Genomic DNA, 25,891 nt, shown 5'->3' with positions numbered 1-25,891 from the left:
TGTCCTCACATTCACCTGTCGACCGTTGGTTCCCGTAGTCCGCTCGCCCGGCCTCAGCCGGACGCCTTGCGGGCGGTGCGGTCGGTGTTGAACGGCTGCGTGGTCACCGAGTGCGGCGTGCACAGCTCGCCACAGTTCATCTGGGTCAGCGCCTCAGCCGCGGTGTAGCCCTTGCCGGTGGCCGGGTTCACCTTGGTGCGCAGCGCCATGTACTGGTCGAACAGCTCCGGGGTGATGGCCCGGACCTCGAAGTTCATGCCGGAGTGGTACGTGCCGCACAGCTCGGCGCAGCGGCCGACGAACGAGCCGGTCCGGTCGATCTCGTTCTGGAACGTCGAGTCCTGGTTGTTCTTGTCCGGGTGCGGGAAGACGTCCCGCTTGAACAGGAACTCCGGGATGAAGAACGAGTGGATGACGTCGGTCGCCCGCAGGTTGTAGTGGATCTTGCGGTTGGTCGGCAGGACCAGCAGCGGGATCTCCGACGAGCTGCCGACGGTGCGGACCGTGGTGTCCCCGGGCGCCGCGGGCACGTCGAGCGCGCCCTTGGTGTTGACGTAGGACTTGTAGTCGAACTCCCAGTTCCACTGGAAGGCCACCACGTCCACGGTGACGTCCGGCTTGTCGGTCTCCTGCTGGACGTAGTTCTGCGTCGTGGCGGTGAAGTAGAACAGCACGACCACGATGACCACCGGGATCGCCGTGTAGACGAGCTCCAGGATGTGGTTGTACTGGAACTGCCGCGGCAGGCGGTCGCCCTTCTTGCGGTGGGCGATGACCGGCCACAGCATCAGGGCCCACGTCAGCACGCCGACGGCGAGTGAGGCGATGACCGACCAGGTCCAGAAGTCGCGCATGCGGTGCGCCTGCGGGGTGACACCCTCGGGCCAGCCGAACCGCAGCACCTCCTCGGTGGAGCAGCCGGTGGCGGCGAGTGCGACCACCACGGCGAGCCCTGCGACCTTGACCAGCCGGGCCACCGACATGCGGTTCCGGCGCTCGGCCATGGGTGTGCCCACTGCTCGACTCCTCCTCCAAGGCGATCTCTCACACGCGCCCCTGACTGCGCCGGGTTCCCTCGTTGGACATGGGGGAACTCCGCTTCATCAGAAGCAATGCGGAGCCTAGCCCAGCGACCCAGGCCACACCCCCGGAGGGTGACAGCGGGGTCGGTCACATTCGTCGGGCAACGCGCCGCGCCCTGTCCCGTCCTAATCGGTGGGGACGCACCCGGGCATACTGGCCACTCCCCCGCGATTACTCCGGCTCGACACGAGAGGTGCGCGAGAAGCGTGTGCGGTCTGCTTGGTCTGATTTGTCCGTCCGAGATGGATGCCGTGGCGGCACGGCCCGCCGTCGGGGCGGCGATGCGCTGCCAGCGGCACCGCGGACCCGACGAGAGCGGTACTTGGACCGGCGGTGAGGCCGTCTTCGGGTTCAACCGGCTGTCGATGATCGACATCGAGCACTCCCACCAGCCCCTGCCCTGGGGCCCGCCGGAGACGCCCCAGCGCTACACGCTGCTGTTCAACGGCGAGATCTACAACTACCTGGAGCTGCGCGCGGAGTTGACCGAGCGCTTCGGCGCCCGGTTCACCACCGACGGCGACTCCGAGACGATCGTCGCGGCCTACCACTACCTGGGTGAGGAAGCCGTCACCCGGTTGCGCGGCATGTTCGCGTTCCTGATCTGGGACAACGAGCAGCAGACGCTGTTCGGCGCGCGCGACCCGTTCGGCATCAAGCCGCTGTTCTACGCCCACGGCCCGGGCGGCGTGGCGTTCTCCAGCGAGAAGAAGTCGATCCTGGAGCTGACGAACCTGCTCGGCGTCGGCCAGGACCTCGACCGCCGCGCCCTGCAGCACTACCTGACGCTGCAGTACGTGCCGGAGCCCGCGACGCTGCACACCACGGTTCACCGGATCGAGTCAGGCTCGTCGTTCACCCTGGTCCCCGGCGAGGAGCCGGTGATCAAGCGCTATTGGACGCCGCGGTTCCACCCGACCCCGGTGCACGGCCCGGCCGACGCCGAGAAGCTCTACAACCGGATCGCCGATGTGATGAGCGACTCGGTCCGCATGCACATGCGCGCGGACGTGACGGTCGGCTCGTTCCTGTCCGGCGGCATCGACTCGACCGCGATCGCCGCGCTGGCCCGCGAGCACAACCCGGACCTGATCACGTTCACCACCGGGTTCGAGCGCCAGGGCTACTCCGAGATCGACGTCGCCGCCGAGTCGGCGGCCGCGATCGGAGTCAAGCACGTGGTCCGGACGGTGTCGCCGCAGGAGATGATGGACGCGCTGCCGCTCATCGTCTGGTACCTCGACGACCCGGTGGCCGACCCGGCGCTGGTCCCGCTGTGGTTCATCGCCCGCGAGGCCCGCAAGCACGTCAAGGTCGTGCTGTCGGGTGAGGGCGCCGACGAGCTGTTCGGCGGCTACACGATCTACCGCGAGCCGCTTTCGCTGGCGCCGTTCGAGCGCGTCCCGGGTTCGCTGCGCCGGATCCTGGGCAAGGTGTCGACCAAGATCCCCGAGGGCACCCGGGGCAAGGACCTGCTGCGCCGCGGCGCGCTGTCGCTGGAGGAGCGCTACTACGGCAACGCGCGCATCTTCCGCGACGACCAACTGAGGAAAGTGCTGCGGACGTTCGACACCGGCGTCGGTCACGCAGACATCACCGCAGGCCCGTACCGCGACTCGCGGGCGTGGGACCCGGTCACCCGGATGCAGCACGTCGACCTCTACACGTGGCTGCGCGGCGACATCCTGGTCAAGGCCGACAAGATGACCATGGCGAACTCGCTGGAGCTGCGGGTGCCGTTCCTGGACCCGGAGGTCTTCAAGGTCGCCGCCGAGGTGCCGCTGGACCAGAAGATCACCAAGGAGACCACGAAGTTCGCGCTGCGCCAGGCGCTGCGCAAGGTGGTTCCCGCGCACGTGCTGAACCGGCGCAAGCTGGGCTTCCCGGTGCCGATCCGCCTGTGGCTGCGCGACGAGATGTACGAGTGGGCCCGCGACATCGTGATGGCCTCGCAGACCGACGCGCTGGTCGACAAGAACGCGGTCATGCGGCTGCTGGAAGAGCACAAGGCCGGGACGCTCGACCACAGCCGCCGCATCTGGGCGCTGCTGGTGTTCATGATCTGGCACGGCATCTTCATCGAGCGCCGGATCGTCCCGGTCATCCCGGAGCCGCACTACCCGGTCAAGATCTAGCGCCTTACGCCGTCAGCCGGTGCGGTCGCGACCGCCGGATCAGGTCCTCCAGTGGGACCCCGATCGCACCGGCTATGGCGGCGACGGTGAAGAACGCGGGCGTGGGGACGCGGCCGCGTTCGATCTTGCGCAGCGTCTCCACCGAGATGCCCGCCGCCGCGGCCACCTCGACCATGCTGCGTTCACCGCGGGCGGCGCGCAGGGCCTCGCCGAGCAGTTCGCCTCGGAGCTTCTCGTCTTCGCTGAGCGGTGGCCGGACCATGCCGTCATAGTAATACCGGTATAGTTATCCGCATGGTCGAGCTGAAGACACCGGGCGAACTGGACGCGATGCGCGCGGCGGGCGAGGTCGTGGCGGCGGCGCTGGCCGCGGTCAGGGAAGCGGCGGATGTCGGGGTGCGGCTGCTGGAACTCGACGAGGTCGCGCGGTCAGTGCTGGCTTCGCGCGGGGCGAAGTCGTCGTTCCTGAACTACCGGCCGAGGTTCGCCCCGACGCCGTTCCCCGCGGTGATCTGCGCCTCGGTCAACGATCTGATCGTCCACGGCATCCCGGACAAGTCCAAGCTCCAGGACGGCGACCTGGTCAGCATCGACTTCGGCGCCAACATCGACGGCTGGCACGGCGACGCGGCGGTGTCGTTCACCGTCGGCCACGCCGACCCGGCGGATGTGGTGCTGATCGAGACCGCCGAAGCCGCCCTCGCCGCCGCGATCGAGCAGCTGGTGCCCGGCAACAAGCTGGGCGACATCGCCCACGCCGTGGGCTCCATCGGCCGCGCCGCGGGCTACGGAATCCCGGCCGACTTCGGCGGCCACGGCATCGGCCGCGCCATGCACGAGGCCCCGAGCGTCCCGAACGACGGCAGGCCAGGCCGCGGGATGCCCCTGCGACCGGGACTGGTCCTGGCGATCGAGCCGATGTTCCACGCGGGTGGCGACGACGCCTACAGCGTCGGCCCCGACGGCTGGGCCCTGCACACCGTCGACGGCAGCCGTGCGGCCCACGTCGAACACTCGGTGGCGGTCACCGAGGACGGCCCGCTGATCCTCACCGCCTAACGCTCAGGCCATGGCGGGCTGGACGTTGTGCCAGAGGTTGAACACGTTGTCCGGGTCGTACAGCGCCTTGATCGCGGCCAACTTCGGGTAGTGCGCCCCGAACCCGGCCACCACCCGGTCCGCGCCCTCGTCACCGATGAAGTTCAGATAGGTCGCGCCGGTCGACCATTCGCGCAGACCAGCGCACGCTTCGCGCGCCCAGACCCGCCCCCGCTCGTCGTCAGCGGCGTCCTCCCACAGCCCGAACGGGTGCACCACCCAAGGCGCGTCCCGGTTCGCCATGGCCGACATCCCCGCGTTGCGCACGACAGCCGAGCCCCACGGCAGGAGCAGCAGCTGCGACGGTGACGGCGACATCATGTCCTCCCCCGCCGCGCAGAACACGTCGAGCGCGGCGTCCGGCAGGTCGGCCAGGTACTCGGCCGACCAGTAGTTCCGCATCCCGGGTGGGTCGTCGATCATGCACTGCATGTCGGCGTACGGGATGTCCATGACCAGCTCCACCTGCGGCGACAGCGCCAGCAGCGGCGCGATGGCCGTACGCAGCTCCTCCGCGGTCCCCATGCGCGTCATGATCGCGCCCGCGCACCGCTTGCCCATCAGCTCGCCCACGAAGTCCTCCGGCGGACCGGTCAGGTAGGCCAGACCGCCGCCGACCTCGTCCGGGGCGTCGAGCATCAGGTCGCGCCACCGCCGCGCGATCGCGGGCCCATGCTCCGACGGCCACAGCAGCAGCGCGATCGAGCATGCCGCCAGCGGGTGCAGCCGGAAAGTGAAGGACGTCGCGACGCCGAAGTTGCCGCCGCCGCCGTGCAGGGCCCAGAACAGGTCCGGGTTCTCGGTGTCGCTGGCGGTCACGAGCTCCCCCGCCGCCGTCACCAGGTCGACCGAGAGCAGGTTGTCGCAGGCCAGGCCCATCTTCCGTTCGAACCAGCCGGAGCCGCCGCCGAGGGTGAGCCCGCCGACGCCGGTCGTGGACACCCGTCCGCCCGTCGCGGCCAGGGCGTGTGGCTGGCAGGCCCGGTCGAACTCCGCCCAGATCGCGCCGCCGCCGACAGTGGCCGTCCGCGCGGCTGGGTCGACCGTGACCGAGTTGAGCCCCCGCATGTCGATGACCAGGCCGTCCGCCACGAGCGACGCGCCCGCGACGCTGTGTCCGCCCGACCGCACCGCCAACGGCAGACCTGCGTCCCTGGCGTAGCGCAGCGACCGCCGCACGTCCTCGACCGAGGCGCACCGCGCGATGGCGAGCGGACTTGTCAGGATGGCGCTGTTGAACACCGCGCGGGCTTCCTCGAAGCCCTCGTCGTCACGGGTCACCAGACTGCCGTCGAGCCTGTCGCGAAGCTGATCCCAGTTGCCCATCTTCCGACCTCCCAGCCGTTTGTCCCCAACCCAAGGGTCGGGGACAAACGGCCTAGCGGAAGGGGCCGAAAGGCATGTGTCAGATTCGCGTAAGAACTTCTGACCAGCGGTGACCGATCAGACTCAGCCGGGGAGCACGGCGCCGATCTCGGCGGCGGCGTCCGGCCCGAAGGCCCCGCCGATGCGGGTGATGGCCTCGGCCTTGTCGAACGTCCACTCCTGCGGGCCGACCGTCTCCAGCACCAGCACCGCGATGAAAGAGCCGAGCTGGGCCGAGCGCTCCAGGCTGAGGCCCTTGGTGAGGCCGGTGAGGAAGCCCGCGCGGAAGCCGTCGCCGACGCCGGTCGGGTCGGCCTTCGCGGTCTCCGGGACCGCGCCGACGTGCAGCACGGTGCCGTCGGCGCCGACGATCTCCACGCCCTTCTCGCCCAGCGTGGTGATGCGCATGCCGACGCGGGACATGATGTCGGCCTCGGACCAGCCGGTCTTCTGCCGCAGCAGTTCCCACTCGTAGTCGTTGGTGAACAGGTAGTTCGCGCCGTCGATGAAGGTGCGCAGCTGCTCGCCGTTCATCCACGCGGTCTGCTGCGACGGGTCGACGCCGAAGGTGTAGCCGCGGTCGCGGCACTCCTGGGCGTGACGCTGCATGCCGTGCGGGTCGTCCGGGCTGATCAGGACCAGGTCGAGGCCGCCTGCGCGCTCGGCAACCGGCAGCAGCTCGATATTGCGGGCCTCGGCCATCGCGCCGGCGTAGAACGAGGCGATCTGGTTCATGTCGTCGTCGGTGGTGCAGACGAACCGCGCGGTGTGCGCGGACTCCGACACGTGCACACCCGAGGTGTCGACGCCGTGGCGCTCCAGCCACGAGCGGTAGTCGGCGAAGTCGTCGCCGACGGCCCCGACCAGGATCGGCGAGCACCCGAGGACACCCATGCCGAAGGCGATGTTCGCGCCGATGCCGCCGCGCCGGACGACGAGGTCGTCGACGAGGAAGCTCAGTGAGATCCGGTGGAGCTGGTCGGCGACGATCTGCTCGGCGAACTTGCCGGGGAAGTGCATGAGGTGATCGGTCGCGATGCTTCCGGTGACGGCAACGGGCACGAGGCCCCTCCCTGTCTGGGCTGGTCGACGCGTGTCGACATCGGTGGCGCGATCTTGGCAAGACCACCCGGTCGGGTGGCTTTTGGTCACCGTTGAACACTACCGTTTGGTAGCGGTGTCCAGGTTCCGTCAGGTTGCCTAACGTCGGGGCATGGGCACACCAGATCCGGACACCATGGACGAGCTGATCGCCGACTGCGCCGACCTGCCGTCTTCACCGCTCACGCAGCCGTCGGCCGTCCCCGGCCCGCGCTACCCCGACTGGTCGGTCGACGACGCGACCGCGGCCCAGATGGCCGACCTCGACGCGTATATCTGACGCAAGACAAAGGGCCACGATCCAGCGGATCGTGGCCCTTGGCCATGTCTTAGTGGAACGAGTCCCCACACGCGCAGCTGCCGCCGGCGTTCGGGTTGTCGATCGTGAAGCCCTGCTTCTCGATGGTGTCGACGAAGTCGATGACCGCACCCTGGACGTACGGCGCGCTCATGCGGTCGACGGCCACCTTGACGCCGCCGAACTCGGCGTACAGGTCACCGTCGAGCTCACGCTCGTCGAAGAAGAGCTGGTAGCGCAGGCCCGCGCAGCCACCGGGCTGGACCGCGATGCGCAGGTGCATGTCGTCGCGGCCTTCCTGCTCGAGCAGGGCCTTCGCCTTCTCGGCGGCGGCGTCCGACAGCACCACACCGTGGGTGGTGGTGGCCGCTTCGGCGGTGTTCTCCTGAGCGGTCGTCATCGTTCTCCCTAGGCAGTCCTACTCGGGCGGTACGCCCCGTCCAACAAGGGTACGTCCCGGAATGTTCCGCCTTCCATGGTGTCACAGCCCAGGTCCAGGGAATTTCTCCGTGACGGCGGTCACCCTTTGGCCCACTGCCCCGCCACGTGCTCGGCCAGGTCGGCCAGCGTGCCCGCCGGGTCGGCCATCGATGCCTCCACGGAGCCCACGTGGTCGACCACCGAGTACGCCGCCTCGACCCCCGCCGCCGCGGCCTGCCTGCCCCCGACGGCGACCTGCCCCGCGAGCGCCAGACACGGCACTCCCCTGGCCGCGGCGATGCCCGCGACGCTGGTCACGAGCTTGCCGCGCAGCGACTGCCAGTCGAAGCTGCCCTCCCCGGTGATCACCAGCTCGGCCCAGCCGATCGACGCGCTGAGGTTCGTCGCGCCGCTGACGATGTCGGCCCCGGACTTGACCTCGCCGCCGAGCGCGAGCAGCGCGAAACCCAGACCGCCCGCCGCCCCCGCGCCCGGAACGTCACGCACATCACGTCCTGCCCAGGTGGCCACCGCGTCGGCCCAAGTCCCCAGGGCACGGTCGAGCCGCTCGACCGCGGCCGCGTCGGCCCCCTTCTGCGGTCCGAACGTCACCGCGGCCCCGTGCGGCCCGGTGAGCGGGTTCTCCACGTCGGACGCGGCGATCAGGGTGGCCCGGCCGAGTTTCGCCACCCCGTCGACTCGCACGCAGTCGCCGAGGGCGCCGGGCAGCAGTGGCGAGCCCATGTCATCGATCCCGGAGACGCCGAGGGCGGTCAGCGCGCCGGAGCCGCCGTCGGTGGTCGCACTGCCGCCGAGCCCGACGATGATCTCGTGCGCCCCTTTGTCCCGGGCGGCGGCGATGAGCTCCCCCACGCCCCGCGTCGTGACGTGCTCGCACACCTGCGGCCGCCGCTCGGCGGGGACGAGGTGCAGCCCGCACGCGTCGGCGGATTCGATGTAGGCCACTCCCCCTTGCATCAGCCAGGTCGCCTCGACCGGCGTGCCAAGCGGGCCCGTGACGGTGGCACGGTGGAGGACACCGCCCATGGCCGTGTGGATCACATCGACGAAGCCGGGACCACCGTCGGCCAGCGGCCGCAGGACCAGTTCGTCATCCGGTGCGGCCCGCCGCCACCCGGTCGCGATGGCCTCGGCGGCCTCGACCGCGGTCAGGGTGCCGCCGAAACAGTCCGGCGCGATGACGACTCGCATGAGCCGCAGCGTAGCGATCACCGCCGCTGTTCTACCCTTGTCGCTGTGAGGTTCCTTCGCCGTAACTCAGCCGACAGCACCGACTCCCAGGTCGACGAGGAGTCCGCCGTCGCCGTGGGCGAGGACGTCCCCAAGGGCCACACCCCCGGCAAGGGCAGGCCGACCCCGAAGCGCCGTGAGGCGGAGGGCCGCAAGCGCGGTCCCGTCGCCCCGCCGCCGAAGACCACCCGCGAGGCCATGCGCCGCGCCCGGGGGTCGAAGGAAGAGCGCAAGGCCGCCGCCGCGAAGAACAAGGAACGGCGGATGGAAACCCGCCAGCGCATGCTCAGCGGCGACGAGAAGTACCTGATGCCGCGCGACCGCGGCCCGGTCAAGGCGTACGTGCGCGACCTGGTCGACTCGAAGCGCAACCTGCTGGGCCTGTTCATGCCGCTGGCGCTGCTGGTGGTGCTGTCGATGTTCGTGCAGAACTTCGTGGTCCAGCAGTACGCGACCCTGGCGTCGCTGATGCTGCTGATCCTGATGGTCATCGAGGGCGTGATCAACGGGCGCCGGTTCACGAAGCTGGCGCGCGCGAAGTTCCCGAAGGAGAACATCCGCGGTGCTTCGATCGGGTGGTATGCGTTTGTCCGCGCTTCCCAGGTCCGCAAGCTGAGGGCCCCGAAGCCCCGAGTTTCCCCGGGCGACAAGGTCTAGCTGTTCCCACCCCGGCAACACTCACCCGAACGTGAATGTTGCGCATTGTGAGCGCATGGGTGCCAATGTGACCCATGATCAGAGATCGACAGCCCGCCCGCATGCGCGCGTTGGGGAAAGAGTTGGTGGACGCCCGTAAGCGGGCGGGCAAGACCGGCAGGCAGGTGAAAGCCGCAACCGGCTTGTCGCTGGCCACCCTGAGCCGGAATGAGAACGGGCTACGGGCACCGTCGGTGTTGAACGTGGCCACACTGCTAGCGGTGTACGGCGTGATCGGCGCGGAACGAGACCGACTGCTCGACATGGCAGCGAAGGTCCACGACCCGACGTGGCTGGAAGCCGCAAACGACCAGCGGATTCCACGCCTGCTGCCTGCGCTGTGCGGGTTCGAGTCCGAAGCGAGCCTGATCGTTCACTTCGCACCGTTCATGGTGCCCGGGCTGATGCAGACGCCTGCCTATCTCCGATCGGCGATGACGCTGAGCACCATTCCTGGGCATGAGGAGCGCATCGAGGCGCGACTCAGGCGGCAAAGCATCCTGAACAAGATCGTGCCGCCGCACTATGTCGCCCTGATCGACGAAGCGGCCTTGCGCAGGCCGTTCGGCGGCGCCGAGGTCATGGTCCAACAGCTCAACTGGCTGATCGGCCGAGCACAGCAGCCGAACATCACCATCCGAGTCATTCCGTTTCGGCACGGTGGATACATCAACCACGGCATGTACGCGCTGATGGAGTTCCGTGATGCCCCGCCGGTCATCTACGTCGAAGGAGAAGCGACCGGCTTCCTCGACGGCCCGCAGGCGACCCCGAAGTTCCGGACTCGAACGGCGGACCTGGAGCGGATCGCGTTGGGCCAGGCCGACTCGGTGAACTTCCTGATGAGGATGGTGGCTGACTACGAACGGAGCTGAGCGCGTGCAGGCACAGTGGCGGAAGTCGAGCTTCAGCAGCCCCGAGCGCGAGGAGTGCGGTGAGGTCGCCTCCAGGCCGAGGTGTGTGTGCGGGACTCCAAGAACCCCGACGGCGGCGCCCTCACCTTCCCCGAGTCGTCATGGCGCCACCTGGTGACCCCCTCTCCTCGTCAAAGTCGATGAACGGATCCTGAGCGACGACATGTCTCCTGCCGGTGGGCGTGGTCCACACGATCCGCCCCGGTTCAGGTTGACGCAGTGACCACCCAGGCTGGTCTTTGATCTTGTGGTGCATCGGGCAGAGGCAGGACAGGTTGCCATGGCCAGTGGCACCACCTCGACTGTGTTCGACCGTGTGGTCGAGTTCGCACGACAACGCCGGTCTATGACAACCGGGGAACCTGCATGTGCGGTCCCGCAGCCGGATGTGGCGGGCCAGGTCGGCACCGGGATGGCGACGCTGACTGACTTCCAGCACCTTGCCGACCGGGTCGGTGACGACCCGCCGCCATGACGCCCCGTAGTCGGTGATCAGCTCCTTGATCGCGATGTTGGGCACCGACCCGTACCCGTCCAGCACGCCGCCGACGTGGGCGCCCAACAGCACCGTGTAGGGCACCGCCACCTGCAACTCGACGGTGATCTCCCGCTGGGACCCGACACCGAAGACCAAGTCGAACAAGGCGTCCGCGCGCAGCGCGCCCAACGTCTCGCTTGATCCCTGAGCGCGAGCGGTCCGCGCCATCCGATCCACCACCAGGTAGACCGCGCGCAGCCGTTCCCCGGTGTCGTAGACGTCGAGGTGAGCCATCCCGTCGTCGGCGGCCTGGAAATCGACCCTGCGCTGCGCGCGGCGCTGTTCACGGCGACGATCGGCACCCTCGGGGTCCACCCGGTCCTTCTTGGCCCGCAGCGCCTGCCGCCACCGCTCGATGGTCTTGTGCTCGGCGCGGGCAAGGATCCACTGCTCCACCACCGCGGCGTTCTCATCGTCCAATGTGGACGTCACGTCCGACAGGAAACTCGCCTTGGGCAGGTCGATCAGCCCGGCCTCCAGCGCACACACAGTGTCGGGGAAGCGCGTGACCAGGCGCGCCGCGACCGCGACCCGAGCGGCGGCCTGCGCCGGGGTCCATGTCAGGGCCGCGCCGACCTCAGCCCCTGCGAACCGCTGCCCGCCCGCGTCCCGATCAGGCCGCAACTCGGACATCCTCGCCAAGGCCCGCACCGCCACCGCGTCCAACGCTGCCCGCTGCCGCTCGACCCGCCGCAACAGATCGAGCACCTCGACGTCGCTGAGCCCAGCGATGTCGAGGTCCGATCCAACCACAGCGGTGTCGCACATATGTTCAGCTTACGCGCGTAGATCATGCCTTTGAGCTGGCCAAACACAGGTCTACCCGATCGAGTGAACCGAGCCCGGAAACGTGCTGGCTGCCGCAACTAGGCTGGCCATATGCAGTTTCGTCGCCTAGGCCGCAGTGGCCTCAATGTCAGTGAGATCTCCTACGGCAACTGGCTCACCCACGGCTCCCAGGTCGAAGAGGACGCCGCCCACGCCTGTGTCCGGGCCGCCCTCGAAGCCGGGATCACCACCTTCGACACCGCCGACGTCTACGCCAACACCAAGGCCGAGTCCGTCCTCGGCCGTGCCCTGGCGGGCGAGCGCCGGGAGAGCCTGGAGATCTTCACCAAGGTCTTCTGGCCCACCGGCCCCGGCGGTCCCAACGACAAGGGCCTGAGCCGCAAGCACATCATCGAGTCGGCCAACGCCTCCCTGAAGCGTCTCGGCACCGACTACGTCGACCTCTACCAGGCCCACCGCTTCGACCGGACCGTCCCGCTCGAGGAGACCATGCTCGCCTTCGCCGACCTGGTGCGGCAGGGCAAGGTGCTCTACCTCGGCGTCTCCGAGTGGAACGCCGAGCAGATCACCCGCGGCGCCGCGCTCGCCCGCGAGCTGAACGTTCCCCTGATCTCCAGCCAGCCCCAGTACTCCATGCTGTGGCGGGTCATCGAGGACCAGGTCGTCCCGGCCTGCGAGCGGGAGGGCATCTCACAGATCGTCTGGTCCCCCATCGCCCAAGGCGTGCTCACCGGCAAGTACAAGCCGGGCGCCGAGGTCCCCGCGGGCTCGCGCGCGACGGACGAGCGCGGCTCGACCATGATCGCCCGCTGGCTGCGGGACGACGTGCTCGCCGCCGTGCAGAACCTGGAGCCGCTGGCCAAGGAAGCCGACCTGACCATGGCTCAGCTCGCCGTGGCGTGGGTGCTGCAGAACCCGAACGTCGCCTCGGCGATCATCGGGGCCTCGCGGCCGGAGCAGGTCACCGAGAACGTCAAGGCCGCCGGGGTCAAGCTCGACGCCGACCTGCTCGCCAAGATCGACGAGGTGCTCGACGGCGTGATCGAGCGCGACCCCCGCCTGACGCAGACGCCTTAAGCGGGCGGGTGCAGGCTCATCGGTCCGTAGACCTCGTCGGCACCCTCCAGCAGCACCACCTGGTCCACCCCCTGCGCGAGCAGGTCGGGCCAGGTGGTGCTGAACCACTCCTCCGCCTCGGTCTGGTCCTCGAAAGTCACCGCAGGACCCTCGACCACGTCGCCCGAGGCGTTCTCGTACCGCCAGTGGAAGCTCACGCCGCCAAAGGTAACGTCCCCGGCCGTGAACAGGACGCTGGTGCTCGGCGGGGCGCGCTCCGGGAAATCCGCCCACGCCGAAGGGCTCGTCACCGAGGCCACCTACCTCGCCACCGCGCGCCGCATCCCCGGCGACACCGACTGGGACGCCCGCATCGCCCAGCACGTCGAACGGCGGCCGGCGTCGTGGCGGACCGTCGAGACCCCCGACACCGACTCGCTCGTCGCGGCCATAGCAGCCGCTCCCGCGGAAGAAACCCTGCTCGTCGATGACATCGCGACTTGGCTCACCGGGGTCATCGATGACCTCAACGGCTGGGAGAACCGCGTCGACCTGACCGCGCAGCGCGACCGGCTCGTCCAAGCGGTGGCCAACAGCACCGCCCGGCTGGTGATCGTGTCGGCGGAGGTCGGCCTGGGTGTCATCCCGGCGACCCGCTCTGGCAGGCTCTTCCGCGACGAGCTCGGAGCGGTCAACGCGTCCCTGGCCGAGGTCTGCACCGAGGTGCTGCTCCTGGTCGCGGGCCTGCCGCTGCGGCTGAAATAGACCCCAGGAGGTAGCGCGCGGTGTTCCCGTCCGTCGAAGCGCCCAGCGAGTCCGCACGCCGTGAGGCCGTGGCCCGCCACGAGCAGTTGACCAAGCCGTTGGGGGCGCTCGGCAGGCTGGAGGAGATCGGCGTCTGGGTCGCGGCCTGCCAGGGCACGTGCCCGCCCAAGCCGTTCGCCCGCCCGCGCGTGGTGATCTTCGCGGGCGACCACGGCATCGCCAAGCACGGCGTCTCGGCCTACCCGAGCGAGGTCACCGCGCAGATGGTGGCCAACTTCCTCACCGGCGGCGCCGCGATCAACGTGATCGCCGCGACCGCGGGCGCCTCGGTCCGCGTGGTCGACATGTCGGTCGACTCCGACGGCGAGGGGCTGCCCGACCAGGTCACCGCGCACAAGGTCCGCCGCTCCAGCGGCTCGATCGACCGCGAGGACGCGCTCACCGCGGAAGAGGTCGTCGCGGCCATCGAGGCGGGCAAGGCCATCGCCGACGAGGAGATCGACGGCGGCGCCGACCTGCTGATCGCCGGCGACATGGGCATCGGCAACACCACCCCGGCTTCTGTGCTGATCGCCGCGCTGACCGGCGCCGAGCCGGTCGCCGTCGTCGGCCGGGGCACCGGCATCGATGACCAGGCGTGGATGCGCAAGGCCGTCGCCATCCGCGACGCGCTCCGCCGCGCCCGCCGCGTCAGCGCCGACACCGTCGCCCTGCTGCGCACCACGACCGGCGCCGACATCGCCGCCATGGCCGCGTTCCTCGCCCAGGCCGCGGTCCGCCGCACGCCGGTCATCCTCGACGGCGTCATCGCGGGCGCCGCAGCCCTGGCCGCAGAGGAACTCGCCCCCGGCGCGTCGCAGTGGTGGATCGCGGGTCACCGCTCGGTCGAACCGGCTCACACGCTGGTCCTCGACCACCTGGACCTGAAGCCGGTCATCGAACTCGACCTGCGCCTCGGTGAGGGCTCCGGTGCCGCCGCCGCGCTCCCGCTGGTCGCCATGGCCACCCGTGTCCTCGCCGAGATGGCCACGTTCGCCGACGCCGGGGTCACCGAGAAGCCGGAATAGCCGTGCGCCTGGCGCTGTCCTGGCTGACGGTCCTGCCGTTCCACACCGACAAGGTCGACCGCCGCGCCGCCCGCACCGCGATCGCGGTGGCGCCGGTGGTCGGCCTTCTCCTCGGTCTCACCACGGCCGGACTGCTCTACGCGCTGCACAAAGCCGGGCTCCCGCCGCTGCTCGGCGGCCTCCTCGCCGTGGCGTTCCTGGCCTTGGCGACCCGGGGAATGCACCTGGATGGCTTGGCGGACACCGCCGACGGTCTGGGCTGTTACGGCCCGCCGGAACGCGCGCTGGCCGTGATGAAGGACGGCGGCGCGGGCCCGTTCGCCGTGGTCGCGCTGATCATCGTGATCGGCGCCCAGGCAACGGCTTTCGCCACGCTCACCCCGGACCGCTGGGGCGCGGTCGTGCTGGCGATCACGGCAGGACGGGCCGCGTTCTCGGCCGCCTGCCGGACCGGGATTCCCGCCGCACGGCCGGAAGGTCTGGGCGCGTTGGTCGCGGGCACCCAGCCATGGTGGATCCCCGCAGGCTGGACCATCACATCGGCCGCGGCCGCGATCTTCGCCGTGCCGGGAAAGCCTTGGCTGGGACCGGCATCCATCGCGCTCGCGGCCGTCGTCATCGGCGTGCTGATCAAACACACGACAAAGCGATTCGGCGGCCTCACCGGCGACACCCTTGGCGCGGCGTCAGAAGTGGCGACGACCATCGTCCTGGTCGCCGCCACCCTGAGTCCTCAGTGGACTAGCTGAGCCTGGTCATCCAGCCGTGCGGGTCGGCGGCGCCGCGCTGCAGCGCGGTCAGCGTCGAACGCAGCTTCGTGGTGACCGGACCGGTCTCGCCACCGGAGATGGAGAACGACCCGTCGGCGTGCTTCACGTGCCCGACCGGCGTGATCACCGCGGCGGTGCCGCAGGCGAAGACCTCGGTCAACTCGCCGGACTCGGCCTTCTTCTCCCACTCCTCGGTGGAGATCCGCCGCTCCTCGATCGTGAAGCCCTGGTCGGAGGCCAGCTGCAACAGCGAGTCGCGGGTGATGCCGGGCAGCAGCGCGCCGGACAGCTCCGGGGTGACGACGCGGTCGCCGAAGACGAAGAACAGGTTCATCCCGCCCATCTCCTCGACCCAGCGCCGCTCGACCGCGTCGAGCCACACGACCTGGTCGCAGCCCTGCTCCGCGGCCTGCGCCTGCGCGACCAGCGAGGCCGCGTAGTTGCCTGCGAACTTGGCCGCGCCGGTGCCGCCGGGCGCCGCGCGCACGTACTCGGTGGACAGCCACACGGTGACCGGCTTGATCCCGCCCGCGAAGTAGGACCCGGCGGGCGAGGCGATCAGCACGTACAGGTACTCACCGGCGGGCCGCACACCGAGCCCGGCCTCGGTGGAGATCATGAACGGCCGGATGTAGAGCGATTCCTCGTCCTGCTCGGGGACCCACCGCTCGTCGACGGCGATGATCTCGCGCAGGGACTGCATGAACAGCTCGTCGGGCAGTTCCGGCATCGCGATGCGACGCGCGGAGGCGCGGAAGCGGGCGGCGTTCGCCTCGGGCCGGAAGGAGGCGATCGAGCCGTCCGGCTGGCGGTATGCCTTCAGTCCTTCGAAGATGGCCTGCCCGTAGTGCAGCACCATCGCGGAGGGGTCCAGCGTGATCGAGCCGTAGGGCTCAGTCCGGGCGTCGTGCCACCCGAGCTCGCGGTTGTGGCGGATCGTCACCATGTGGTCGGTGAAGTGCTGCCCGAAGCCTGGCTTCGCCAGTACCTCCGCAACCCTGTCCGGGGTCGCCGGCTGGGGGTTGAGTGTCCGTGTGAACGGCAACATAGGCGTCATGGGGAAACGGTATCTCCCCCGCGCCGTTCGGAAAATCGGTATCCCGACCTTTGGGCGTGCGACTACACGGACTCAACCGATCGTGCACGCACGGTGCACAAAAGGGTGCCCACCAGCAACACAGCGAGTGTCCCCACCAGCGCGGCGACCGAGATGTTCACCCCGACGATGACCGACAGGGCGAGCCCGCAGCACCCGGTCCGCAGCCACACCGAGCGCTCCGCCCGGCACAGCGTGCGCGCCGCCGAGTTCAGCAACGCCCACGACCCGAGCAACAGGGTGCTCGCGAGCCCCAGCGCGGCGACCGGCGTCAGCAGCAGCGCCAGCGCGGCCCCCGCGCCGCCGACCACGACCGGCCGGAACCGCGTCGGCACCATGGGCAGCTCTCCGGCTTCCACCATCTCGCCGAGGGTCTCGACCGCGCCGTCGACCAACTCGTGCAGCGCGAGCAACGCGCCCGCGACGACGCCGAGGACGAGCAACGGGATGAGGCTCGCGCCGTCGGCGGCCGTCAGCGTGTCGCCCAACGGAGCCGACGACAGCGCCAGCCGCGGTCCGCCGACCTGGCGCAGCGCGACGAACGCGACCACGGCCATCACGGCCGCGGCGACGCCCACCCACAGCACCGGCACCCGCCACCGCGGCGACCGGTGCCGGACCACGCCGAACCCGAGGAACAGCAGCCCCGCCGCGGACAGCACCCCGGTCGCGTCATCCGATCCGGCGACACCCGGATCGGTGGTTGTCACGAGCGTCTCCGGCGCGATCGCCAGCCCGACGAGCACCACCAGAGCCACTGTGACGATTGCCATACTCGCGAGAATCGGCCATAGCCGTCCCGGCATCCGGGAGCCGACCGCGCGCGCCGCGCAGGCGGCCACCACCAAGGTCATCGCGATGATCGGCCCTGCCGACTCGAAGTAGGCCCCCGCCATCCCCGCGACCGCCGCGACACCGACCACCCGACCGGCGAGGTCGAGCACGCCCGCCAGCCGACCGGGGATCACCCCGAGTCGGTCCCTGACGTGGCGAAACGTGCCCTGCGCACCGGATTGGGCGGTCATGTCCGCTTGGGAGACGGCGGTCAACGCGGAGACGACGGCGATCAACGCCAGACCGGCCAAGGCCCACCAGCCCGCGTCCGCGACGGCGGGGGAAACCGGGCCGAACGCACCCGCTCCGAGCATGGCGGCGACGCCGACGAAGGCCGCCCCAGAACCCCGCGCCACGTGATGTCCCATCACTGTCACTGACACAGATGCGTCAGAAGGGTTGTTGAATCTCCATCAACCTGCTGGCCGAAACCGGAAGGAAAGTCGTTAGCATACGTCACCACCTGGCAGGCCGTACCGTCTGATCAGGCAGGCCCCGCCTCCCACGAGGACCGCTGCCGGGTCTCCCCCCGACCGATCGAGGAGCACACCTGTGACCGCCCCCAAGCTGGCTCTGGCCACCACGCCGGTGACCGAGGCCGCCGTCGACGCCATCGTGATCGGCACCGTGCAGAACGGCTCCGGCGTCGCACTCGCCCCCGGCGGCGACGCGGTGGACGCGGCGTTCGACGGCAAGCTGGCCGAGCTGCTCGGCACCCTGGGCGCCACCGGCAAGGCAGGCGAGATCGTCAAGGTCCCGACCCTGGGCAAGCTGTCCGCCGCGCTCGTCGTGGCCGCGGGCCTGGGCAAGGTCGACGGCACCCCCACCGCGGAGCAGGTCCGCCGCGCCTCCGGTGCCGCCGCCCGCGCGCTCGGCGAGACCAAGCGTGCCGCGACGACCCTGTCCAGCGTCGACCTGCAGGCCGCGGTCGAGGGCTCATTGCTCGGCGCTTACCGCTTCACCGGCTACAAGTCGGAGCCGAAGGCCGCCGAACTGGCCAAGATCGACCTCGCGGGCCCCGCCGAGGGCGCGGCCAAGGACCACCGCGCCACCGTCAAGGCGGCCACCGCGATCGCCGAGGCCGTCGCCACGGCCCGCGACTTCGTCAACACCCCGCCCAACGACCTCTACCCAGCCTCCTTCGCCGAGAAGGCCGCGGAGCTGGCCAAGGGCACCGGCGTCGAGGTCGAGATCCTCGACGACAAGGCGCTGCGCAAGAGCGGCTTCGGCGGCATCCTCGGCGTCGGCGGCGGCTCCACCCGTCTGCCGCGCCTTGTCCACCTGACCTACAAGGGCCCCAAGGCGAAGAAGAAGGTCGCCCTGGTCGGCAAGGGCATCACCTTCGACACCGGCGGCATCTCGATCAAGCCGTCGGCGAACATGGAGCAGATGACCTCCGACATGAGCGGCGCCGCCGCCGTGATCGCCACGGTCCTGCTCGCCGCCAAGCTCAAGTACCCGCTGGAGGTCACCGCGTGGGTGCCGATGGCGGAGAACATGCCGTCCGGCGCGGCCTACCGCCCCGGCGACGTGCTGACCATGTACGGCGGCAAGACCGTCGAGATCCTCAACACCGACGCCGAGGGCAGGCTGATCCTGGCCGACGCCATCGTGCGCGCGTGTGAGGACAACCCGGACTACCTGATCGAGACCTCGACGCTGACCGGCGCGCAGCTCGTCGCCCTCGGCAACCGCACCTCGGGGATCATGGGCTCCGACGAGTTCCGCGACCGCGTCACCAAGGTCGCGCAGGAGACCGGTGAGGGCGGCTGGGCCATGCCGCTGCCCGAGGAGCTGCGCGGCGACCTCGACTCGCGCATCGCCGACCTGGCCAACGTCACCGGCCACCGCTGGGGCGGGATGCTCGCGGCGGGGATCTTCCTGAGCGAGTTCGTCGCCGACGGCACGCCGTGGGCGCACATCGACTGCGCGGGCCCGGCGTTCAACACCGGCGAGCCGTGGGGCTACACCAGCCGCGGCGGCACCGGCCTGCCGGTGCGCACCCTGGCCGCCGTCCTGGCGGACATCGCGCTGAACGGCTAGCCCGCCTCCCCGAAATTTCTTGGCCTGGTCGCCATCTCGGCGAACGGCCGGTATCGCGGTCACCGTGCGGACCGCCGTCTCGTTCCCCCAAGGCGGCGGTTCGCAGAGTGATCACATCGAAAACGGGCCCCTCCCGCACTTCATGAGGGGCCCCTTTCGCGTTACTTGCCTTCGCGCTTCTGCCTGGCCATGTAGTCGCGCATGCGCTGCGGGTAGCCCACGCGCGCGACCTCGTAGATCGGCATTGACCGCTTCTTGGCGAAGGCGAAAGCGGCCTCCGGGTTGGCGATCCGGCGCCGCGTCCACTCCCCGTCGTGCGCGACGAGGACCACGGTCGTGTCGGTGACGTTGGTCTTCGGCTCGACGAACGCCTCGACCCCGTGCCTGCTGGCCGCCCAGTCGTCGAGATGGCTGGTGTCCTCCTTCGTCGCCGAACGGAGAACGCCGGGCTTGCGCTTGCGCCGCAGCGAGTCGAAAACCCCCACGATCCACACCTCCGAAGACATCGTCTGTAGGCCATTGTCCAGGGATACCGACCAGTAACTGACCTGGGGGGACACGAGAGAACGGCCACCTCGCAGCCCTCTGTCCCATAGTGACAAGATGGCGTGTGGTGGCGGCGGCCGCGCGCGCGGTCCCCACATCGACAACAACGCTTGAGCCCGTCGAGGAGATCCCGTGACTGACACGTCCGCTGACCTGGTCATCCTGGGCGGTGGGTCCGGTGGCTACGCCTGCGCCTTCCGCGCGGCCGAGCTCGGACTCTCCGTCATCCTGGTCGAGAAGGACAAAGTCGGCGGCACATGCCTGCACCGCGGCTGCATCCCGACCAAGGCCCTGCTGCACGCCGCCGAGGTCGCCGACCTCGCCCGCGAGGGTGACCAGTTCGGTGTGAAGTCCTCGCTCGAGGGCATCGACATGAACGGCGTCAACTCGTACAAGGACAACATCGTCGCCGGCCTGCACAAGGGCCTGCAGGGCCTGTTCAAGGCCAACAAGGTGACCGTCGTCGAAGGCACCGGCAAGTTCGTCGGCGGCACCACCGTCGAGGTCGACGGCACCCGCTACACCGGCAAGAATGTCGTTCTCGCCACCGGCTCCTACGCCAAGACGCTGCCCGGCCTCGAGATCGGCGGCCGGATCATCACCAGCGACCAGGCCCTCAACCTCGACTACGTGCCGGAGAAGGTCGTCGTGCTCGGCGGCGGTGTCATCGGCGTCGAGTTCGCCAGCGTGTGGCGCTCCTTCGGCGCCGAGGTGACCATCGTCGAGGCGCTGCCCCGGCTGGTCCCGCTGGAGGACGAGTGGGCCTCCAAGCAGCTGGAGCGCGCGTTCCGCAAGCGCGGCATCAAGTTCAAGACCGGCGTCCGCTTCACCGGCGCCACCCAGACCGACGACTCGGTCACCGTGTCGCTGGAGTCCGGTGAGACCTTCGATGCCGACCTGCTGCTCGTCGCCGTCGGCCGCGGCCCCAACAGCGCGGGCCACGGCTACGAGGAGGCGGGCGTGGCCATGGAGCGCGGCTTCGTCCTCACCGACGACCGCCTGCGCACCAACCTGCCCGGCGTCTTCGCCGTCGGCGACCTCGTGCCCGGCCTGCAGCTGGCCCACCGCGGTTTCCAGCAGGGCATTTTCATCGCCGAGGAGATCGCCGGGCAGAACCCGAAGGTGATCGACGAGGCGGGCATCCCGAAGGTCACCTACTGCAACCCGGAGGTGGCCTCCGTGGGCCTGTCCGAGGCGCAGGCCAAGGAGAAGTACGGCTCAGCCGAGACCCTGGTCTACAACCTCTCGGGCAACGGCAAGAGCCAGATCCTCAAGACCAGTGGCGGCATCAAGCTCGTCAAGGCGCCCGACGGCCCCGTCGTCGGCGTGACGATGGTCGGCGAGCGGGTCGGCGAACTCATCGGTGAAGCGCAGCTGATCTACAGCTGGGAGGCTTACCCGGAGGACGTCGCGCCGCTCATCCACGCGCACCCCACCCAGAACGAGGCCCTGGGCGAGGCCTTCCTCGCCCTCGCAGGCAAGCCCCTGCACGTGCACGGCTGACACCAGCCCACAGACCAACGCAGAAGAAGTCACGAGGAGTCCACGAAACCATGGCGTTCTCCGTTGAGATGCCGGCGCTCGGGGAGAGCGTCACCGAAGGCACCGTCACGCGGTGGCTCAAGCAAGAGGGCGACACCGTCGAGGTCGACGAGCCGTTGCTGGAGGTGTCGACCGACAAGGTCGACACCGAGATCCCGTCGCCCGCCGCGGGTGTCCTGCAGAAGATCGTCGCCCAGGAGGACGAGACCGTCGCCGTCGGCGCGCAGCTCGCTGTCATCGGTGATGGTGCTGGGGACTCCGCTCCGGCTCCGGCTCCGGCCGCTGAGCCTGAGCCTGCCGCCGAGCCCGCGCCGCAGGCCGAGGCCGCGCCCGCCGAGGGTCCCGCGCCGTCCGACGACGCGCCGACCGGCAACAGCAAGGGCACCGACGTGACCATGCCCGCGCTGGGCGAGAGCGTCACCGAGGGCACCGTCACCCGCTGGCTGAAGCAGGTCGGCGAGACCGTCGAGGTCGACGAGCCGCTGCTGGAGGTGTCCACCGACAAGGTCGACACCGAGATCCCGTCGCCGGTGGCGGGCACGCTGCTGGAGATCTCCGCGGCCGAGGACGCGACCGTCGAGGTCGGCGGCAAGCTCGGTGTGATCGGCGCGGCAGGCGCGGCTCCGGCCGCTGCTCCGGCTCCGGCTCCCGCGCCTGAGGCCCCGAAGGCCGCTCCGGCTCCCGAGCCGACCCCGGCTCCGGCCGCGGCTGCTCCGGCGCCCGCGCCCGCTGCTGCTCCGGCCCCGGCCGCGCCTGCGTCCGCTCCGGCTCCGGCCGCCGCGGCCAACAACGACGGCGCGCCGTACGTGACCCCGCTGGTGCGCAAGCTCGCCGCGGAGAACGGCATCGACCTGGGCTCGGTCAAGGGCACCGGCGTCGGCGGCCGCATCCGCAAGCAGGACGTGCTCGCCGCGGCCGAGGCCGCCAAGGCGCCCAAGCCCGCCCCGGCCGCCGCCGCTCCCGCGGCCGCCGCCCCGGCGAGCAAGGCCCCGTCGGCCGACGCGTCGCTGCGTGGCACCACGCAGAAGATGTCGCGCCTGCGCCAGACGGTGTCGCGCCGCATGGTCGAGTCGCTGCAGACCGCCGCCCAGCTCACCCAGGTGGTCGAGGTCGACGTGACCAAGATCGCCAAGCTGCGGGCCAAGTCGAAGGCGGCCTTCGAGCAGCGCGAGGGCGTCAAGCTGACGTTCCTGCCGTTCTTCGCCAAGGCCACCGTCGAGGCGCTCAAGCAGCACCCGAAGCTGAACGCGTCGATCAACGAGGACGCCACCGAGGTCGTCTACCACGGCGCCGAGCACCTGGGCATCGCCGTCGACACCGACCGCGGCCTGCTCACCCCGGCCATCCGCGACGCGGGTGACCTGAGCATCAGCGGCCTGTCGCACAAGATCAACGACCTGGCGAGCCGCACCAGGGCGAACAAGGTGACCCCGGACGAGCTGTTCGGCGCCACGTTCAACCTGACCAACCTGGGCAGCCAGGGTGCGCTGTTCGACACCCCGATCATCCAGCTGCCGCAGGTCGGCATCCTGGGCGTCGGTCTGGTCGTCAAGCGTCCGGTCGTGGTGACCAACGAGGACGGCGACGACACCATCGCCATCCGCTCGATGGTCTACCTGGCGCTGACCTACGACCACCGCCTGGTCGACGGCGCCGACGCGGGCCGCTTCCTCACCGCGGTGAAGAACCGCCTTGAGGAAGGCGCATTCGAGGGCGACCTCGGGCTGTAACAGCACGTCAGCTGAGTGGGCCGCTCCTTCGGGGGCGGCCCACTCCGCGTTCCAGGGTGACCCCGACCGTGCGTCCACGCGGGATATTCGGGACGATCGGATCATGCGCGTAGTCGTCGCCGGTTCGTCCGGCCTGATCGGGACCGCACTGGTGGCCAGGCTCCGCAAGGACGGCCACGAGGTGATCCGCCTGGTGCGGCGCACCCCGCACGCCCCCGACGAGCGGAGGTGGGACCCACCCGCGGGCCGGATCGACGCGGACGCGCTCGACGGCGCCGACGCGGTGGTCAACCTGTGCGGCGCCGGGATCGGCGACCGGCGGTGGAGCCAGGCCCGCAAACAGGTGCTGCTCGACAGCCGGATCGAACCCACCGAGGTCCTGTCCGCCGAGATCGCCGCCAAAGGCGTCCCGCTGCTGATCAACGCCTCGGCGGTCGGCTACTACGGCGACACCGGCGGCCGCGTCGCCGACGAGACCACTGCCCCGGGCCGCGACTTCCTCGCCGACCTGTGCGTCCGCTGGGAGGCCGCCACCGAGCCCGCCCGCGCGGCGGGAACCAGGGTCGTGCTGACCCGCACGGCGCCCGTCTTCGCCCGCAAGGGTGGCCTGCTCGGCCCCCTGCGCCCGCTGTTCTTCCTCGCGCTGGGCGCCAAGCTGGGCAGCGGCCGCCAGCACATGCCGTGGATCCACATCGACGACCACATCGCCGCGATGATGTTCCTGCTGACCGGCGACATCGCGGGCCCGGTCAACCTGGCCAGCCCCATCCCGACCACGAACGCCGAGTTCACCGCCGCCTTCGCCAAGGCGCTGCACCGGCCCGCGATCTTCAAGGTGCCGTCGTTCGCGTTGAAGGCAGTTCTCGGCGAGCTGTCCGACGGCGTGCTGATGACCCTGCGCGTCACGCCGAAGGTGTTGCTGGACAACGGCTTCCGTTTCACCTTCACCTCGGTGGACGACGCACTGGCCGCCGTCGAGAACCGATGATCATCCGCATGGGCGCGGGCCTCGTGCTCGTGTTCGTGCTGCTCGGCATCGCCGTTTCCGGGCAGCCGCCCACGGTCGACCGGTTCGTCGCCGACGCCGTGGGCGGCGGGCCCGCCGTCCAGGTCGCGTCGGTCGTGACCAACGTTCTCGGCCCGGTCCTGCCCGCTGTCGCCGCGCTGGCGTTGCTGGTCGCGGCGTTGGTGGTGCGGGCGCGGGCGAGCCTGTTCCTGCGCGCGATCGTGCTGCTGGCCGCGTGTCGGGCGGTGTCGCTGGTGAAGCCGCTGTTCGAGCGGACCCGACCGACCGACTACCCCGATTTCAGCTTCCCCAGCGGCCACGTCGTGTCGGTCGCGTCAGTCGGCTTCACCGCCGCCGTCCTGTGCGCGTGGCTGGCCCGCGAGCGGCTGAGGACCGTGCTCCTCGGCGCCGTGCTGACCGTCGTCATCGCGGCGATGTGCCGGGTGCTGCTCGATGTGCACTGGCTGACCGACGTCGTCGGCGCGACCCTCGGCGTGGCGGGCGTTGGGCTGCTCACCGCCCGCGCGCTCCGGCTGCTGCCCGCGCAGCGTAGGGTCGCGGCGTGAGCATTGCGAACATCTCCTGTCGCGCGGACGACCGCCCGGTCGAGGTGCGCGAGGTCGGCACCATCGACTACCTCCAGGCGTGGGACCTGCAGAAAGAACTCGCGGGCGCCCGCGCCGACGAGACCGGCGGCGACACCCTCCTGCTGCTGGAACACCCGTCGGTCTACACCGCGGGCAAGCGCACCGAACCGGACGAGCGCCCCGATGACGGCACCCCCGTCATCGACGTCGACCGCGGCGGCAAGATCACCTGGCACGGCCCCGGCCAGCTGGTCGGCTACCCGATCATCAAGCTGTCCGACCCGGTCGACGTCGTCCAGTACGTCCGCCGCGTCGAGGAGGCCCTGATCTCGGTGTGCGCCACCCTGGGCCTGACGACCGGCCGCGTCGAAGGCCGCAGCGGCGTGTGGCTGCCCGCCGACGCAACCCGCCCGGAACGCAAGATCGCCGCCATCGGCATCCGCGTCCAACGCGGCGTCACCATGCACGGATTCGAAATCAACTGCGACGCCGACCTGAGCCCCTTCGACCGCATCGTCCCCTGCGGCATCCGCGACGCGGGCGTCACCTCGCTCACCCTGGAACTCGGCCGCCAGGTCACCGTCGCCGAGGTCCTCCCCTTGGCCCGCGAGGCGGTCCTGAAGGCGCTGGAGGGCACGCTGCCGGTGGCCGACCACTGGCTGCCCAAGCCGGAGCCGACGAGCCCCGGCGTCACCTTCGCCCTCAGCTGATCCGCGCCACCGTGAGCAGCGGGTAGCCGGGGTAGCCCACGGCCACGGTTCGTCCGGGCGCGGGCTCCCCGGCCACCCACAGCACCCCGGTCTCAGCGACGGCGGTCACCAGGTCGCCCGTCGCGGCCCGCATCCGCGCGGACAGAATCGCCCCGTCCGCACGCCGAATTGCCAGGTGCGTGTCGACCGTCAGGTCCTGCCGCGCTTCCCACCTCGACACCCGCACCTCGACCCGAGTCCACTCGCCCGCGTCAATCAGCCACGGCAACCGACACGACGCGAACCGGTGCCTGATCACGACGCAAATGACGATCGTCATGGCCCCTGCGAGGATCAAGAATGACAGTGGCCGGGTGAAGGTGGCCGAGGTGAGCAAGGTGTAGCCGCCTGGCAGCCCCAGGACGATCAGCACCGGCATCGCGCTCATCCTTCGAGCCGTCTGCCGTATCAC

At 70.1% G+C, this 25,891-nt stretch carries 27 protein-coding genes; 15 read left to right on the top strand and 12 right to left on the bottom strand.

The features are described 5' to 3' along the window. Positions 1–53 precede the first annotated feature (53 nt). Positions 54–983, bottom strand: coding sequence for an aa3-type cytochrome oxidase subunit II (ctaC, locus tag ACSHT8_RS32840; protein WP_436502240.1), 930 nt, complete (start codon positions 981–983; stop codon positions 54–56). A gap of 306 nt (positions 984–1,289) precedes the next feature. Here ctaC and asnB point away from each other — a divergent pair, with 306 nt between their 5' ends. Next, positions 1,290–3,218 carry an asparagine synthase (glutamine-hydrolyzing) gene (asnB, locus tag ACSHT8_RS32835; RefSeq protein WP_436495658.1) on the top strand — a complete coding sequence of 643 codons (1,929 nt, stop codon included), beginning with the start codon at positions 1,290–1,292 and terminating at the stop codon, positions 3,216–3,218. A 4-nt stretch (positions 3,219–3,222) separates the two neighbouring features. Here the strand turns inward: asnB and ACSHT8_RS32830 are convergent, their stop codons facing one another. After that, positions 3,223–3,480 (bottom strand): helix-turn-helix domain-containing protein, encoded by a 258-nt coding sequence (locus tag ACSHT8_RS32830; RefSeq protein ID WP_436495656.1) that lies wholly within the window; start codon positions 3,478–3,480, stop codon positions 3,223–3,225. A gap of 32 nt (positions 3,481–3,512) precedes the next feature. Between ACSHT8_RS32830 and map the strand changes: the two genes are divergently transcribed. Then, positions 3,513–4,277, top strand: coding sequence for a type I methionyl aminopeptidase (gene map, locus ACSHT8_RS32825; RefSeq protein ID WP_436495654.1), 765 nt, complete (start codon positions 3,513–3,515; stop codon positions 4,275–4,277). 3 nt (positions 4,278–4,280) lie between these two features. Here the strand turns inward: map and ACSHT8_RS32820 are convergent, their stop codons facing one another. Continuing rightward, entirely contained in the window at positions 4,281–5,642 is a 1,362-nt protein-coding gene (locus ACSHT8_RS32820) for an FAD-binding oxidoreductase (RefSeq protein WP_436495652.1), read from the bottom strand. A gap of 123 nt (positions 5,643–5,765) precedes the next feature. Next, positions 5,766–6,701 (bottom strand): carbohydrate kinase family protein, encoded by a 936-nt coding sequence (locus ACSHT8_RS32815; protein ID WP_436502239.1) that lies wholly within the window; start codon positions 6,699–6,701, stop codon positions 5,766–5,768. Between the two features lie 193 nt (positions 6,702–6,894). On the opposite strand from ACSHT8_RS32815, the gene ACSHT8_RS32810 reads away from it, so the two are divergent. Then, the gene (locus ACSHT8_RS32810; protein WP_436495651.1) at positions 6,895–7,062 is read left to right on the top strand and encodes a hypothetical protein; all 168 of its coding nucleotides are present in this window, start codon (positions 6,895–6,897) and stop codon (positions 7,060–7,062) included. Positions 7,063–7,111: 49 nt separating this feature from the next. Here the strand turns inward: ACSHT8_RS32810 and ACSHT8_RS32805 are convergent, their stop codons facing one another. Both ACSHT8_RS32805 and ACSHT8_RS32800 read right to left on the bottom strand, forming a co-directional pair. Then, positions 7,112–7,480: a HesB/IscA family protein gene (locus ACSHT8_RS32805; RefSeq protein ID WP_436495649.1), complete on the bottom strand. Its 369-nt coding sequence runs from the start codon at positions 7,478–7,480 to the stop codon at positions 7,112–7,114. Between the two features lie 119 nt (positions 7,481–7,599). Beyond that, complete coding sequence (locus ACSHT8_RS32800) at positions 7,600–8,712, bottom strand: glycerate kinase family protein (RefSeq protein WP_436495647.1); 1,113 nt, start codon at positions 8,710–8,712, stop codon at positions 7,600–7,602. A gap of 45 nt (positions 8,713–8,757) precedes the next feature. Between ACSHT8_RS32800 and ACSHT8_RS32795 the strand changes: the two genes are divergently transcribed. Both ACSHT8_RS32795 and ACSHT8_RS32790 read left to right on the top strand, forming a co-directional pair. Then, positions 8,758–9,408, top strand: coding sequence for a DUF3043 domain-containing protein (locus ACSHT8_RS32795; RefSeq protein ID WP_436495645.1), 651 nt, complete (start codon positions 8,758–8,760; stop codon positions 9,406–9,408). Positions 9,409–9,482: 74 nt separating this feature from the next. After that, positions 9,483–10,322, top strand: coding sequence for a helix-turn-helix domain-containing protein (locus ACSHT8_RS32790; protein WP_436495643.1), 840 nt, complete (start codon positions 9,483–9,485; stop codon positions 10,320–10,322). Positions 10,323–10,443: 121 nt separating this feature from the next. Here ACSHT8_RS32790 and ACSHT8_RS32785 read toward each other — a convergent pair whose 3' ends face one another. Then, on the bottom strand, positions 10,444–11,667 hold the full coding sequence (locus ACSHT8_RS32785) for a DUF222 domain-containing protein (protein WP_436495641.1): 1,224 nt from the start codon (positions 11,665–11,667) through the stop codon (positions 10,444–10,446). Positions 11,668–11,778: 111 nt separating this feature from the next. Between ACSHT8_RS32785 and ACSHT8_RS32780 the strand changes: the two genes are divergently transcribed. Continuing rightward, the gene (locus ACSHT8_RS32780; RefSeq protein ID WP_436495639.1) at positions 11,779–12,765 is read left to right on the top strand and encodes an aldo/keto reductase family protein; all 987 of its coding nucleotides are present in this window, start codon (positions 11,779–11,781) and stop codon (positions 12,763–12,765) included. Here the strand turns inward: ACSHT8_RS32780 and ACSHT8_RS32775 are convergent. Then, complete coding sequence (locus ACSHT8_RS32775; protein WP_436495637.1) at positions 12,762–12,962, bottom strand: hypothetical protein; 201 nt, start codon at positions 12,960–12,962, stop codon at positions 12,762–12,764. The two genes, ACSHT8_RS32780 and ACSHT8_RS32775, sit on opposite strands and share 4 nt — an antisense overlap. Before the next feature lie 25 nt (positions 12,963–12,987). Here ACSHT8_RS32775 and cobU point away from each other — a divergent pair, with 25 nt between their 5' ends. Genes cobU through cobS form a run of 3 tightly spaced genes read left to right on the top strand, consistent with a single transcriptional unit; the run spans position 12,988 to position 15,325 of the window. Further along, positions 12,988–13,509: a bifunctional adenosylcobinamide kinase/adenosylcobinamide-phosphate guanylyltransferase gene (cobU, locus tag ACSHT8_RS32770; protein ID WP_436495635.1), complete on the top strand. Its 522-nt coding sequence runs from the start codon at positions 12,988–12,990 to the stop codon at positions 13,507–13,509. Positions 13,510–13,529: 20 nt separating this feature from the next. Further along, entirely contained in the window at positions 13,530–14,576 is a 1,047-nt protein-coding gene (cobT, locus tag ACSHT8_RS32765) for a nicotinate-nucleotide--dimethylbenzimidazole phosphoribosyltransferase (protein WP_436495633.1), read from the top strand. 2 nt (positions 14,577–14,578) lie between these two features. Then, positions 14,579–15,325, top strand: coding sequence for an adenosylcobinamide-GDP ribazoletransferase (gene cobS, locus ACSHT8_RS32760; RefSeq protein ID WP_436495631.1), 747 nt, complete (start codon positions 14,579–14,581; stop codon positions 15,323–15,325). Here the strand turns inward: cobS and ACSHT8_RS32755 are convergent. Together ACSHT8_RS32755 and ACSHT8_RS32750 are read right to left on the bottom strand one after the other, a co-directional pair. Further along, positions 15,318–16,403, bottom strand: a complete 1,086-nt coding sequence (locus tag ACSHT8_RS32755) for a branched-chain amino acid aminotransferase (protein WP_436495629.1) — start codon at positions 16,401–16,403, stop codon at positions 15,318–15,320. The genes cobS and ACSHT8_RS32755 overlap by 8 nt on opposite strands. A 62-nt stretch (positions 16,404–16,465) precedes the next feature. Further along, complete coding sequence (locus ACSHT8_RS32750) at positions 16,466–17,644, bottom strand: hypothetical protein (protein ID WP_436495628.1); 1,179 nt, start codon at positions 17,642–17,644, stop codon at positions 16,466–16,468. Between the two features lie 184 nt (positions 17,645–17,828). Here ACSHT8_RS32750 and ACSHT8_RS32745 point away from each other — a divergent pair, with 184 nt between their 5' ends. After that, positions 17,829–19,319, top strand: coding sequence for a leucyl aminopeptidase (locus tag ACSHT8_RS32745; RefSeq protein WP_436495626.1), 1,491 nt, complete (start codon positions 17,829–17,831; stop codon positions 19,317–19,319). 161 nt (positions 19,320–19,480) lie between these two features. Here the strand turns inward: ACSHT8_RS32745 and ACSHT8_RS32740 are convergent, their stop codons facing one another. Next, positions 19,481–19,825, bottom strand: a complete 345-nt coding sequence (locus ACSHT8_RS32740) for an oxidoreductase (RefSeq protein WP_436495624.1) — start codon at positions 19,823–19,825, stop codon at positions 19,481–19,483. A 172-nt stretch (positions 19,826–19,997) separates the two neighbouring features. On the opposite strand from ACSHT8_RS32740, the gene lpdA reads away from it, so the two are divergent. The 5 genes from lpdA to lipB all read left to right on the top strand — a co-directional run bounded on the left by lpdA (position 19,998) and on the right by lipB (position 25,440). Further along, positions 19,998–21,368 (top strand): dihydrolipoyl dehydrogenase, encoded by a 1,371-nt coding sequence (gene lpdA / locus ACSHT8_RS32735; protein WP_436495622.1) that lies wholly within the window; start codon positions 19,998–20,000, stop codon positions 21,366–21,368. Positions 21,369–21,418: 50 nt separating this feature from the next. Then, positions 21,419–23,137: a 2-oxoglutarate dehydrogenase, E2 component, dihydrolipoamide succinyltransferase gene (gene sucB, locus ACSHT8_RS32730; protein WP_436495620.1), complete on the top strand. Its 1,719-nt coding sequence runs from the start codon at positions 21,419–21,421 to the stop codon at positions 23,135–23,137. A 103-nt stretch (positions 23,138–23,240) separates the two neighbouring features. After that, positions 23,241–24,125: a TIGR01777 family oxidoreductase gene (locus tag ACSHT8_RS32725; protein WP_436495618.1), complete on the top strand. Its 885-nt coding sequence runs from the start codon at positions 23,241–23,243 to the stop codon at positions 24,123–24,125. Next, a complete protein-coding gene (locus ACSHT8_RS32720; RefSeq protein WP_436495616.1) occupies positions 24,122–24,709 on the top strand; it encodes a phosphatase PAP2 family protein in 588 nt (195 codons plus the stop codon). Before ACSHT8_RS32725 ends, ACSHT8_RS32720 begins: the two co-directional genes overlap by 4 nt. Beyond that, positions 24,706–25,440, top strand: a complete 735-nt coding sequence (gene lipB / locus ACSHT8_RS32715; RefSeq protein ID WP_436495614.1) for a lipoyl(octanoyl) transferase LipB — start codon at positions 24,706–24,708, stop codon at positions 25,438–25,440. Before ACSHT8_RS32720 ends, lipB begins: the two co-directional genes overlap by 4 nt. Here lipB and ACSHT8_RS32710 read toward each other — a convergent pair. Further along, positions 25,433–25,858 carry a hypothetical protein gene (locus ACSHT8_RS32710; RefSeq protein WP_436495612.1) on the bottom strand — a complete coding sequence of 142 codons (426 nt, stop codon included), beginning with the start codon at positions 25,856–25,858 and terminating at the stop codon, positions 25,433–25,435. The two genes, lipB and ACSHT8_RS32710, sit on opposite strands and share 8 nt — an antisense overlap. Positions 25,859–25,891: the final 33 nt, after the last annotated feature.

It is taken from the genome of Actinokineospora sp. HUAS TT18 (assembly GCF_051364635.1).
GTDB lineage: Bacteria > Actinomycetota > Actinomycetes > Mycobacteriales > Pseudonocardiaceae > Actinokineospora.
Note: the sequence above shows the minus strand (reverse complement) of the source record. Positions and strands in the feature narration are given on the sequence as shown.